General features: G+C 60.1%; 10 protein-coding genes and 1 pseudogene. 4 read left to right on the top strand and 7 right to left on the bottom strand.

What is annotated here, in order from left to right; translation table 11 throughout:
* Positions 1 to 5 precede the first annotated feature (5 nt).
* The 4 genes from AB0N72_RS19495 to panD all read left to right on the top strand — a co-directional run bounded on the left by AB0N72_RS19495 (position 6) and on the right by panD (position 5,766).
* Positions 6 to 1,514 carry a cytochrome b/b6 domain-containing protein gene (locus tag AB0N72_RS19495; RefSeq protein ID WP_363934147.1) on the top strand — a complete coding sequence of 503 codons (1,509 nt, stop codon included), beginning with the start codon at positions 6 to 8 and terminating at the stop codon, positions 1,512 to 1,514.
* Between the two features lie 242 nt (positions 1,515 to 1,756).
* Positions 1,757 to 3,076: an MFS transporter gene (locus AB0N72_RS19500; protein ID WP_363934148.1), complete on the top strand. Its 1,320-nt coding sequence runs from the start codon at positions 1,757 to 1,759 to the stop codon at positions 3,074 to 3,076.
* Positions 3,077 to 4,408: 1,332 nt separating this feature from the next.
* Positions 4,409 to 5,209, top strand: coding sequence for a 3-methyl-2-oxobutanoate hydroxymethyltransferase (panB, locus tag AB0N72_RS19505; RefSeq protein WP_363934149.1), 801 nt, complete (start codon positions 4,409 to 4,411; stop codon positions 5,207 to 5,209).
* A gap of 113 nt (positions 5,210 to 5,322) precedes the next feature.
* Complete coding sequence (panD, locus tag AB0N72_RS19510; RefSeq protein WP_363934150.1) at positions 5,323 to 5,766, top strand: aspartate 1-decarboxylase; 444 nt, start codon at positions 5,323 to 5,325, stop codon at positions 5,764 to 5,766.
* Positions 5,767 to 6,456: 690 nt separating this feature from the next.
* Here the strand turns inward: panD and AB0N72_RS19515 are convergent.
* The 7 genes and pseudogenes from AB0N72_RS19515 to AB0N72_RS19545 all read right to left on the bottom strand — a co-directional run.
* Positions 6,457 to 7,236 carry an SDR family oxidoreductase gene (locus AB0N72_RS19515; protein WP_363934152.1) on the bottom strand — a complete coding sequence of 260 codons (780 nt, stop codon included), beginning with the start codon at positions 7,234 to 7,236 and terminating at the stop codon, positions 6,457 to 6,459.
* A 105-nt stretch (positions 7,237 to 7,341) separates the two neighbouring features.
* Entirely contained in the window at positions 7,342 to 8,556 is a 1,215-nt protein-coding gene (locus AB0N72_RS19520; protein WP_363934154.1) for an acetyl-CoA hydrolase/transferase C-terminal domain-containing protein, read from the bottom strand.
* 199 nt (positions 8,557 to 8,755) lie between these two features.
* Positions 8,756 to 9,529, bottom strand: a complete 774-nt coding sequence (locus tag AB0N72_RS19525) for an enoyl-CoA hydratase/isomerase family protein (RefSeq protein WP_363934155.1) — start codon at positions 9,527 to 9,529, stop codon at positions 8,756 to 8,758.
* 99 nt (positions 9,530 to 9,628) lie between these two features.
* Positions 9,629 to 10,235 (bottom strand): annotated as a pseudogene (locus tag AB0N72_RS19530) (leucine zipper domain-containing protein); the annotation flags it as partial.
* Positions 10,236 to 10,578: 343 nt separating this feature from the next.
* Positions 10,579 to 10,803 (bottom strand): hypothetical protein, encoded by a 225-nt coding sequence (locus tag AB0N72_RS19535; protein WP_363934157.1) that lies wholly within the window; start codon positions 10,801 to 10,803, stop codon positions 10,579 to 10,581.
* Between the two features lie 149 nt (positions 10,804 to 10,952).
* A complete protein-coding gene (locus AB0N72_RS19540; RefSeq protein ID WP_363934159.1) occupies positions 10,953 to 12,089 on the bottom strand; it encodes a bifunctional 2-methylcitrate synthase/citrate synthase in 1,137 nt (378 codons plus the stop codon).
* A 27-nt stretch (positions 12,090 to 12,116) separates the two neighbouring features.
* The coding region (locus tag AB0N72_RS19545) for an isocitrate lyase/phosphoenolpyruvate mutase family protein (protein ID WP_364081399.1) at positions 12,117 to 12,722 on the bottom strand (606 nt) is incomplete at its 5' end.

A 12,722-nucleotide genomic window follows, 5' to 3' on the forward strand; every position in this document is an offset into this window, starting at 1 on the left:
GGGCCATGACAGATCTGAACATGCGCCGCGGGCTGCCGCGCGTTGCCGGAGGCAACCCATGGCCATCCGCAGGGCTCCTCGGGCCGCTTGGTACCGAACCAGCCTCTGCGGCCCAGGGGGGTATTCGGGCAGCTGCGAAACCAACCTCAACCGGCACTCCGGCCGCCTCGGCCGACGCCGGAGCACCACCGGTTGCGCGCCGCGGTTTGCCGCGCATTGCCGGTGGCGAACCTAGGCCGCCCGCTGCCCCAGCTGCCGCTACAGACCTCGCCCTGCCCGTGCTGTCGGAAGCGCCGGCCGTAGCTGCGCCGGCGCACGTTTCGGGATCCACCTTTGTCCTTAGGCGCGGACTACCGCGGGTTGCAGGCCACGAGCCGTGGCCCCAAGAGGGGTTGACGGCGACGGATGCCACTGACGTCAAGTCTGTTTCTGCCGCTGCGTCCGCGGATGCAACAATAGTGGCGGCCAATGCTGCCCAGCCTGCTGGAGGGCCTTCCGGGAGGCTGGTCGCCACAGAAAACGGAGAGTCCGCCACGGAAGGAACGCCATCAAGAGCCATGTCAATGGCCGGCGGAAACGCGTACGGTGTACCTGAGAGTGGAAGCCGCAGGCAGCGCGAGTCCCGCCGGAGTCTTTCCCGGCCGGCCCGAATCGTGATCGCCGCCCTCGCAGCCGGCATCGTCGCGGCCACTGGAATCCTTTTGGTCAAATTCCTGCTCGGAACCGAGGCTCTTAGGGACTTCCTCACCACTTACCCAGGCGAATACCACCTCCCCGACGGCGCCCCCATCGGGGTGCCGCCATGGCTCGGTTGGCAACATTTCTTCAATGTGTTCCTTATGGTCCTCATCATTCGCTCCGGGCTGGGCGTTCGGACTGAGAAGAGGCCCACCGTCTTCTTCAGCGCGAGACGGCCAGGCGCAACGAAGATCAGCCTCACTCTGTGGCTGCATCAGTCGCTCGATGTGCTGTGGCTGGTCAACGGAGCGGTATTCGTGATCTTGCTGTTCGCGACCGGGCAGTGGGTGCGGATCGTTCCCACGAGCTGGCAGGTCTTCCCCAACGCGCTCTCGGCCTTCCTGCAGTACGCCTCGCTCAACTGGCCGACCGAGAACGGCTGGGTCAACTACAACAGCCTTCAGCAGCTCGCCTACTTCACCACCGTGTTCATGGCTGCGCCTCTCGCAGGGGTGACAGGCTTCAGGATGAGCGGGTTCTGGCCCAGGAGCTCCGAACGGCTCAGCAAAGCCTTTCCTGTTGAGTGGGCTCGCGCAGTGCATTTCCCAGTGATGCTTTACTTCGTGGCCTTCATAGCCCTGCACGTGACACTCGTTTTCGCAACCGGAGTGCTTACGAATCTCAACCACATGTACGCCTCACAAGACGGGGTTTCATGGACGGGATTCTGGACCTTCGTGACATCGGTCGTAATCATCGCCGCAGCATGGCTCGCAGCGCGTCCCCTGCTGCTAGTTCCCATCGCTCGGATCTTCGGGAAGGTCACCGGTCGCTGACGTTCCCAGACAGTGGCCCGGACGCTCTTCACGCGTCAGGCCCGCTGTCGTTGGACAGGGCTCGGTCCGTCCGCCGGACACGCGCACGAGCTTTCCATGGGATCCCCCTCTGGTTGCACGAACATGAGCTCAACATCAAGGGAGACTTACCCACAGCAAATATCAAATATATTGTCGCGCAGTGAGGCTGGAAACCTGTACCGGTCAACGACGTCCGGGACAACCCTGGAAGAGGTACTTCAATGACAATTGAAACCAGCGTCAAATTCGACGCTAAACCCCACCGACGAAGGCACGGCCGTCTCCTGTTCGCCGGAGTCGCCGCTCAGTCGATTGAGTACTACGATTTCCTTATTTACGGTACAGCAGCCTCGCTCGTACTTAACAGCCAATTCTTTCCCTCGATGGACCCGATCGTCGGCGTCCTGGCCTCCTTCGCGACATTCGCCGTCGGTTTCGCCGGGCGCCCAATCGGCGCAGCCATTTTCGGGCACATCGGGGACAAGTTCGGGCGCAAGCCGGCGCTCCTAGTGTCGATAATCATCATGTCCAGCTCGACCCTGTTCATCGGGTTCCTGCCCGGTTACAGCACGATTGGTCTTGCTGCCCCGATCATCCTCGTACTCCTGCGCATCTTGCAGGGCATCTCGCTCGGCGGACAGTGGGCGGGTGCCACCCTCTTGTCGATCGAGCAGGCTCCGCGCCACCGCCGCGGCCTGTACGGAGCACTCCCACAGATCGGCATCACGATCGGCATGATCACAGGCACGCTGGTCTTCCTATTCATGGGCGAGGTAACAACGAACGAGCAGTTCCTCTCCTGGGGATGGCGGGTGCCGTTCCTCCTTACTGTCGTGATGTTTCCTATTGCGTTCATCGTGCACAAGTACATAGAGGAAACCCCGCAGTTTAATGAGGCCGAGACCAGGCTCGGCGAGCGGTCCCGTTCTCCGCGCTCCTCAGTAATCCAGGTGCTGCGGCGCCCCAAGCAAATGATCCTCATCGTGTTTGCTTTCCTGCCTGCGACGATTATGTTCTACGTCGTATCGACGGGCATGCTCCAGTACGCGGTGAATGACTTGCACGTCGCAAAGGATCTCATGCTCGTCGTCATCATGCTGTCCATAGCCGCGTTCGCGACGGCCACGGTCTTCTTCGCCTGGCTATCTGACAAGATCGGGCGGCGCCGGCTGTATGCCGCTGGAATTGCCGTGGCAGGAATATGGGTCTTTGTTATGTTCCCCCTTGCCCAGTCCCGCGACTTCACACTTCTCACTGTCGCCGCGTGCGTTGGCATGGTTTCAGTGGGCATGATGTTCGGCCCTGGATCGGCTCTCTGGGCTGAGATGTTCCCGGCCAGGGTGCGATACTCGGGTATCTCTCTCGGCACCCAGTTCGCCAACATCATCGGCGGCGGCCTCGCGCCCTTCATCATGGTGGCGCTGCTCGCGGCGACCCGCACGCCTGTATCCCTCGGCATATACGTCGCGGCCAGTTGCGTGCTAGGACTCATCGCGCTCACGCTGATCCGTGTACCGCTGGAGGGAATCGACGCGGCGTAATTGCCGCGAAAGTCAGCGGGGACGTAGAGCCGCTCGGACTTCCAGCTCACCCGCGTCACGCCCGGATTCAAAGCTGCGCTCGTCCGTCACGGACGTACAGGGATGCCATTGGAACTGGCAACGCCTCGCTGGGCGGTGCCCGCGGCCGGCACCCTCCCCTGAGAGGTGTAACGAGATCGGAGCACTCCGGAGTGCTGAGGGCTACTCTGGCAAGATATCGCTGCTACTGCCGTGAGTCTGAGTTCGTTGCCCTGTCTGCGCGGCCCACAGCCACGGCGTGACCGGAGTTGTCCAGGCCACCAACGCTCGTCGAGCCGAAGGCTCCGGACCAACAAGGAGACGAGAGAAGGCGGCGGACACGTCCGCATTGATGCACTCGAGCCCGCGGTGGCCCCGGTGCACGACGAGGCTGGTGATGTCGCTGGTACTGGAACGGTGCAGGCGACTCGCCCTGCACAATTGTAAGCGGCTCCTGCCGCACGGCCTTCGCGTGCTCGTTGAAGTGGTCGGCAGCCTGTGAGGTCCATCCGCTGTTCCTCCGATTAATTTGCCCCTCATCATCGCCACACATGCCGGTCGGCGGGGGAATCAGATGCCCGTCAGCAGCAACCCAGAGGGGGCAATCCTGGTTCTCCGACAGCACCATGACGAGGACATGTGCGCGCGCCCCTACAACGTCGCACTGAACCAGTTCGCTGTAGACCAGGGTTCGTCGGCCACCGCTGCGCACGACGGTGGTGCGAGTGGTCGACGCCGTCATAATCGCGGGGCGGAAGAGCTCGAAAGACGCCCGCGCGGGTTGCCGGCCCTGCACTTGGAAAGCCTTCTCGGCCGCCCGTGCCAGGATTCAGGTTATGGCACGGCGTCGCAAACGGTCGGGGGTGCCATCCGCTCGAAGCGACGGGTAGGGGCTCAAAGACCCCGTTTCGCTGGCTGAAGTAGCCCTCAGTCGCGCTCACGCGCCCGGCGGGTCAACCACGACGGTCGAGTGGACACTCGCGCCGCCCGTCCCCGAGAGGCGATTGAATGTGAGGTGCAGGGCGTCGGTGCCGTTAATTGCGCCATGATGAGTGGCCGGTTCGAACGGGCACTTGTGGTCATTCACAAAATTTTATATATTTTTCAGGAAGTCAAAGCGGGATTTTGCTCCTCCCTAGCAAGCAAACAACGTGACGTCGACAAAGGGGATGTCCGAAGCCAAGCTTTCCGCGCTAAACCGTTCCAAGAAACCGAAAAGACAGGCAATTGAAGATGCAGCCCGAAGAGACCGTCCCTTACGGCAACGGAGAGCCCGCTCCTAGACTGTCTTCCTCTCCCTCCGCAACCCGGCCCATGGCCAGAATCCGCACCCACCACTTGGCAAAAGCCAAGGCTGCAGGCGAGAAGTTCGCTATGCTGACCGCCTATGACCAATACGTGGCCCAAATCTTTGACGAGGCTGGCATAGAGGTGCTCCTCGTCGGCGACTCGGCCGCCAACAATGTTATGGGCTATAAGACCACTCTGCCCATAACGATGGACGACATGATCGTCTTTGCCAAGTCCGTCACCACTGCGGCTCGACGTGCGCTGGTGGTCTGCGACCTGCCATTTGGCTCCTACGAGGCCTCACCCGCCCAGGCCGTGGAATCGTCCGTTCGGCTCTTGAAGGAAGGAGGCGTACACGCGGTCAAGATGGAAGCAGGCGCCGTCTACGCAGACCGGGTCCGCGCCGTAACCGATGCGGGAGTCCCGGTTATGGCCCATATAGGTTTCACCCCGCAAAGTGAACACGCCCTCGGCGGCTATCGGGTTCAGGGACGCGGTGATGCGGCCGATTCCCTCGTGGCTGATGCTGTGGCGCTTCAGGACGCAGGGGCCTTCTGCGTGCTCATGGAGATGGTGCCGGCCGCAGTTGCGAAGCAGATCGACGCCGAGCTCCACATCCCGACCGTCGGGATTGGGGCCGGTAATGCCACCACAGGGCAGGTCTTAGTTTGGCCGGACATGCTTGGCCTTCACGGCGGCCGGGTAGCAACATTTGTCAAGCAGTACGCGGAACTACGGTCAATCATCCACGAGGCAGCCGTTGCATACCGCGCCGATGTGCGGTCTGGCGCCTTTCCGGGCCCCGAGCACACCTTTGATATGTAACCGACGTCAACAGCACCACAGGGTTAACCCTTTATCGACCGACCCGGTATCCAGACGGGCCAACGATTAAGCCCGGGCCGAACAAGCCTGCAGGAACATCCATGAGGAGTCCCATGCACCGCACGATTTTTAAATCCAAAATTCACCGTGCCACCGTCACCCATGCCGACCTGCACTACGTCGGATCGATAACGATCGACACCGACCTGCTAGAGGCGGCTGACATTCTCCCAGGGGAACTCGTATCCGTCGTGGACATCACCAACGGGGCTCGGTTGGAGACCTACACCATCGCGGGGGAACGAGGATCAGGAGTCATCGGAATTAACGGCGCCGCCGCGCATCTGGTTCATGAGGGTGACCTGGTCATTATCATTACTTATGCCTCCATGTGTGAAGCGGAGGCCAGAGCCTTCCTCCCCTCGATCGTGCATGTCGACACCAATAACGCCATCCTGTCCGTGGGAACTGATCCGGCCGAAGCGGTGATCGCCGACACCAAGTCCCCGCCGTTTGCCACTCCGGTACTAATGATGGGCCATGGCGTCCCGCACTGAGATCTGCGGGACGCCGAATGCAAGTTCCCGCCGGGAGGCCTACCCGGGAGGCTTCGTGGTCTGCAGGCCTTTGACCGCTCATGAAGGTCGCGGCGGTGTCCTTCAAATGAAGCTCATGGCACTGCCAGCACGGGTGTATGGAGAATCTATTGCTGAGGACTGGCAGAGTAGTTACAGATTCCGCCGACGCGCGACCTCGAATCTGTTCAATTTTGAGGGCCATCAAGGCGCTCCCCGACGGGTAAGCGGCCAGCGAAGGACGGTGTTCGTGAAACCCGGCGAATGGGAAGGTGCACGCCCCGAGCTGAACTGCTCCCCGAAAGTTTGGACCGGAAGATTCAGTTTCAACTTCCGGCGAGCGGTTTATGATGCACGCAATTCGTTATCCGAGGATCCGCGTGAGGCTGCCGTAGCGTGGTTTGAGAAGGGCATCCCCTCGCGGATAGTGCGGCGGCAAGGTTACCGGGGTGTCCCGCTCGCCGGTAAAGCTTCTCTACTGGTGAGCAAGCCGCGGGAAGCAGGCATACTCGTTCGAATTCAAGCTCGCACTGATCGAAAGGTACATCGCAGGCCCCCGGACCTCGCGGCGGAGGTCGGTTTGTCCTCGCTTGGGCTACTGAAGACGTGGGCACGAACGTGTCGCAGCGAGGGCCCGGACGCAACGCGTCCGGGCCCTAACAAGCTCGTCCGTCACCAACCTCCAAACGAAAGGCCGCCATTGACACTAACAGTCTGCCCTGTCACCTGACTTGCGTCAGCTGCCAGAAAGCTCACCACGTCAGCAACCTCTTCCACCGACGGCGGTCGACCCTGTGGGAATCGTGTCAAAGCCTTCTCGAAGATCTTGTTCTGAAATCCTTCACCTTCGAAGATCCGGTTCCAGGAGGGCGTGCCTGAGGTCAGCGTCATCGCCACACAATTCACACGGACATTCCACCGCGCAAATTCCCGTCCAAGTGCCTTCGTCAGGAGGATCACCCCCGCACCGGCTGCTCCAACGACGGATTCACCAGTTGTTACTTGGCGTGCGGCGTCGGTGGTCAGCATGACAACCGATCCGCCTCGCCTCTTTAAGGCGGGAATGGCAGCGCGCACCGGGAAGATCCGAGGAAAGAACCTCGTGTTGAATGACTGCACTATTTCATCGAAGCTAAGATCCGCGAAAGGTGCCGGACCGCTCTCCCCCGTTGCCCCCGCGCTCACGAGCATGTCTATTCCGCCGTCGTATTGACTGCTGACCTTCTCAACTATCGCCACCAGAGAATCAGGGTCTGAGGCATCTCCCAGCTCCCAAGTCACTGACCCTTTGACACCGGCGAGTTCACTGGCAGCAGCTTCTGCACGTTCCACTGAACGTCCCGTGAGGACTACGTCTGCTCCTCGAGATGCCAACTGACGAGCAGCTTCGAAACCGACTCCGGCAGTACCGCCGGTAATCAGCGCAACCTTACCACTGAGATCTTGAACCATTATTTCTCCTATTCAAAGTGTGTGTAGTGCGTGGAAGAAAGCGGAAGAGTCATCGAAATAGATGACATCCATAAGATAGAGATCGATCCGTGACAAGATGGATTTCTACCAATTACGCGCATTGGCTGCAAGGTATTCGCGGTAATTAGGATGAGCAATAGAAATTAGCCGACGTGCGCGCTCCCGGAAGGTGCAAGCGCGCAGGTCGGCAACTCCCCATTCCGTAACGACAACATCTACATCGCTCTTTGATGCTGTCACAATCCCCTGATCAAAAGAGGCAGCAATCCTGCTGTTTCCGTCTCTGGATGTTGAGGCGAGAGCGATTATTGCCATACCATTGCCACTGCGCTGTGCTGTACGACAGAAGTCGACTTGACCGCCTACGGCCCCCACATATCGTTCGCCAACAATCTCAGAATTTGCCTGTCCAAGGAGGTCAACCTCGATTGCGGAGTTGATCGAAAAATACGGCATCCGTAATTCCGAACCAGTCATTGTCGTCTGAACATCAATTGGCGCAAACTCTACCCGATCTGTCTCATGAATAAACGAGTAAAAATGATCGCTGCCCAGGGCAAGGCCAATTACAATACTCCCAGGCTGCTCATCCACCGCCCCCGCCTCGCAAAGGTCTTTCAGCCAATCTCCTGCAAGACCAGAACGAACCCGCAAACCGCGCCGGTCGTGAAGTTGATTTGCAACTGCATCAGCCAGCGCACCCACCCCCAGCTGAATGACCGAACGGTCTGGAATCAGACCAGCTACATTCGCTGCGACTCTTTCCTCCACGTCATTTGCCTGTCGCGCCGGCGACGTCGGAAGATCACGCCTGCTCGTCATCGCAGCCGTGACCCTTGAGGCGGGAAGACGCCGAGTCGACCTAGTGCGAGGCATGTTTTCGTTCACCTCTACGAGAACTACGCGCGCATGCTCAGCCGCAACAACCGCATAATCGACAGTTAGGCCCAAGTCGTAGCATCCCTCTTCGTCGAGGGGCCCCACCTGCAACATGACGACATCAACAGGGATCCTACCGCTGGCAATGTGGCCCTCCAACCGGCTGTAATGTTCCGGAAGGATATCGACGTCAGCGGATTTTATCTTCCGAAATGCGCCGTGTCCGGCATAGGATTTAATCTTCAACCGGCCCGGCGGCATTTTCTGCCAAGCGTCGCTAAGAGAATATCCGCAGATTGCAGAAAGACCATCGATCGTCTCACACGCCCGTCCCAATTCTTCAAGTAGCGTAGTGGGCTCTGCGGCACCCTGACCGACTACAACGGTGTCGCCTGGTTGCAGAAATTTCCGAATGTCCACCCTAATAGGCCTTCCTTTGATCGTCACAGCAGCGTGACGGGTTTAAAGCAGTTCCTTCCAATCCGAGGACCGCCCGAGGCTTGTCCGATAAGGCGAAGTTTTGTAATCACCTCATCCTCGCTAAGCGATATTGGTCATGTGCTGAGGCCAGATGGTACTGATCTGCACTTGTGTCGCGCCTTTGATTTACATCGATTCCTTAACGATCCAGGAAGGCCGGAAGTCGTCGTGCGAGGTCCGCTGCGACGCCTTCTCTGTGGTCGAACGTGGTTCGTTCCAAGGCTTGAATTGCTATTTCGTGCTTGACCGCTTCCTTGGCCCGATTGATCAAGTCGCCCCGTAGTGTTCGTCGAATCGACCGAAGGGTTATCGGCGCGTTTGCGGCGATCGCTGCCGCATATTCGTACGCGCCCTCGGATAATTGTGAGGCAGGGATGATCCTGTCGACCAGGCCAAGCGAGAATGCTTCCTCCCCACTAACCCGCCTACCCGTAAACATCAGGTCCTTGGCATTCTGCTGGCCGACCACGAGCGGCAGCGTAACGCTTATGGCTGACCCCTGATGCATGCCGAGGCGGGCGAACGGTGCGGCAAATCGCGATTCTGGGCTGGCGAATCTAAAATCGCAAACTAGCGCGAGGCCAAGTCCGCCGCCAATCGCCGCTCCCTGGACGGACGCAACAACAGGAAGATCTAGTGAAAGCATCCTGACCATTGCGTCGTAGGGGTGACGGCCGTATTCCGCCTCTTCGAAAAAGCTCTCCTCGGCGCCGGAGAAGTCTGCGCCTGCACAGAAATGTCGGCCGCTGCTGCAAAGCAGGATGGAACGGGCGTTTCTCTGTGCCGCAAGTTCTTCACAGGCCTCCGCGATAGATGTAATGAGGTCACCGTCCAGGAAGTTGTACCGGCCGTTCTCGAATTCCACTACACCGACGCGGTCCTCAGTTACGCGAACACGCACCTTTGTTGTCATTTACAAAATATATCATATGCGAAATGTCCTCTCAAGTGTTCTGTGCGCGCGCTCTGCTTGCGCCGGTGGCTGGTCCTTGGCCTGACTTCTTGGGCGGCGGAAGAACACTGCAACACGGAGCCAGAAGGCGCAGCAGTTCCCTTTTTCTCGTTACCGACGGTTTCCGAGTAGGCGAGCCGTGAGTGTCATCAACCGCATGGTGCAGATAGGCGTATCCGACGGCGGCCGGTATGCGACCTAGCATCTTGATGTCGACATGGATGAGGTTCCCGACGTTCTTGTGTGCGTAGCGCCGTGGTGCGGGCTTGCGGACGGGCAGCCCGGTTCCCAGGTCCAGGCAAGCAGTTACGCGGCAGCCGGTACCTTGGCCAGGACCTTGCCGACGGTTGAGCGGGCCACGTGAAGGTGGGCCGCGGGCCGGTGCGATCCGGTGCGATCTCCAGCGACGAGTAAACCGCAGGGCCGCAATTTGCCACTCGGTGCTCGGGAGTCCGGCAGGACTGCGCCGGGAGCGTGATGACGAATCGGCCATGCCATCCTGGCCCAAGGGCCGGTATCGGTCCACCCATATCTTGGCCGTCGGCGGCGAGCACTGGAACCGTTCCGCAGCCCGACGTAGCGTCCAACCCTGCTCGATGACCAAACCGGCGAGCTTCCCCCTGGCCCTGGGTGTGAGGCCGGCATAGGCATGGGTAAGGTAAAACACGAGGGCCTCTTGGGCATCGATATGAGCGTCGTAACCCAAATCGACCCCGGGCCCTCGTCCTTTAAATCACGCCACGCTGTTCACAACGTTCGTGGGAACTACAGATAGTTACCCAGCAGGGCGCAGCATGGGCCCCTCGGTGACATAGGAGGAATACAGCCCTGCTTTCAGGAACGCACCCCATCCGTGGCGAATGCACGCCTCTTCAAACTTGGCCAAGAAATGCGTCCCGACTCAGCAGCGCGGGCCAGCAGACGAGACGCGAGCTCGTTGTCCGGGACCACCCGCTGCAGGATGACGATAAATTCAGGCCAATCCGTAGCGAGGATGTTATCCCAGGTAGTCACATCGGCGTAGGCAAGTCCCACTCGTAGCGGGAGAAGACTTCCCTGTTCCCTGTCTTCTCGACCATTTCCCTGGGCCACGGCCCCTCGGCTGAAATCCAAAGTATCGAATTGTCCGGCATCACTGCGTCAACGATGCCCGTCCGGACCAAGCATCCGGCTTGGCGGATTTCCACGTGTTGACCAAGGAGGCGTCCCCAGTCGGGTTGTTGGTGCAGGGCCATTGGTGGCTGTCCTTTCTGTCGTAACTTCCGACTGCTCCGTGAGGCCGGGTTTTCAATGAGGCGATGGGGCACCGAAGCGTTGCGATAGTTGATGATCCTTTTGATCATCCGGTGCCCCACCGCCGGTTTAGGGGCTGAACGGGGCTGATTTAGATCGAGCGCTGCTCCGTACCGAAGTATTCGCTTAGCGGGCGGATCAGGGAGTTCGAGGCAAGCTGCTCCATGACGTGCGCCGTCCAGCCGGTGATGCGGCTGGCCACGAACAAGGGCGTGAACGTCTGGGTTTCGAAGCCCATCAGGTGGTACGTGGGCCCGGCCGGGTAGTCGAGGTTGGGCTTGATGGCCTTTGCTTCGTCCATTGCCTGCTCCAGGCCGTTGTAGAGACCCAGGAGCTCCGGCTGGCCGTAGTGGGCAATCATCTTGTCCAGTGCGGCCTTCATGGTGGGCACCCGGGAATCGCCGTGCTTGTAGACCCGGTGACCGAAGCCCATGACCTTCTTCTTCTGGGCCAAGGCATCTTCCATCCACGTCTTGGCGCGGGAGGCGGCCTCTTCGAGGGATTCCTCGCTGCGGATGCCGATCTCATCGAAGGTGTGCATGACTGCTTCATTGGCACCACCGTGCAGAGGACCTTTGAGCGCGCCGATAGCAGCGGTCACGGCTGAGTGCAGGTCCGCGAGCGTGGAGGTGACCACCCGGGCGGTGAAGGTGGAAGCGTTGAAGGAGTGTTCCGCGTAGAGGATCATCGAGACGTTGAACGCCTCCACGACCTCGTCCACGGGTTCTTCACCGAACGCCATCCACAGGAAGTTCGCGGAGTAGTCCAGGTCATCGCGGGGTTCCACTGCTTCCTGGCCCCGGCGCCGGCGCTGGTCGTACGCCACAACGGCGGGCATGGCCGCCCACAGGTCAATGGCCTTCTTCATGTTGGCCTCGGGCGATGAGTCCTCGGCAAGCTCATGCCGGGCGCCCATCACGGAGGTGGCCGTACGGCACACGTCCATCGGATGGGCCGTGGTGGGCAAGGCATCAACTACCTGCTTCACCACAGGATCCAGGGCACGTCCGGTACGCTCGCGGGCGGTGAATTCGGCCAGCTGCTCCGTGGTGGGCAGCTCGCCATTCCAGAGCAGGTACGCCACTTCCTCAAAGCTGCACTTGGCAGCCAGTTCCTGGACCGGGTACCCGCGGTAGAGCAGTGAGTTGGTGTCTGCGTTGACCTTGGAGATGGCGGTGTAATCCACCACCACTCCTGCAAGCCCTTTTTTAACTTTTGTATCAGCCATGCTGAACTCCTTCGTTGCAGTGCTGGACTAGCGAGTGTGGGGGATTTGGAAGTTGAAGAGGCTGGTATCGAATTGGTTGTATTCCTCGTAGTCGACGAGTTCGTAGAGACGGGCCCGGGTCAGCATCTGCGGGACGCGAACCTCCTGCGTGCCCAACCGTTTGATCGTTTCGAGGGTGGCTTCTGCAGCGCCCATGGCAATGCGGAGGAGTGTGACGGGGTAGATGACCATGTTCACGCCGACGCTTTGCAGCTGCTCGACGGTGAAGAGTTCGCTTTTGCCGAACTCGGTCATGTTGGCCAGGATGGGCACGTCCACGGCGTCGCGGATTGCTTGGAACTCGTCCAGGTCACGCATGGCTTCGGGGAAGATCGCGTCAGCGCCTGCGTCCACGAGGGCACGGGCACGGTCCTGGGCTGCCTGTATTCCGTCGGTGGCGCGGATGTCGGTGCGGGCCATGATGAGGAAGTTCGGGTCCCGGCGGGCGTCTGCTGCGGCGCGGATGCGTTTGGTGGCGGTGTCGATGTCCACGACGTTTTTGCCGTCCAGGTGCCCGCAGCGCTTGGGGTTGAACTGGTCCTCGATGTGGCAGCCGGCCAGGCCCGCGTTTTCGAGTTCCTGGATGGTGCGGGC

The sequence above is a fragment of the Paenarthrobacter sp. NPDC089307 genome, assembly GCF_040685055.1.
Taxonomy (GTDB): Bacteria; Actinomycetota; Actinomycetes; order Actinomycetales; family Micrococcaceae; genus Arthrobacter.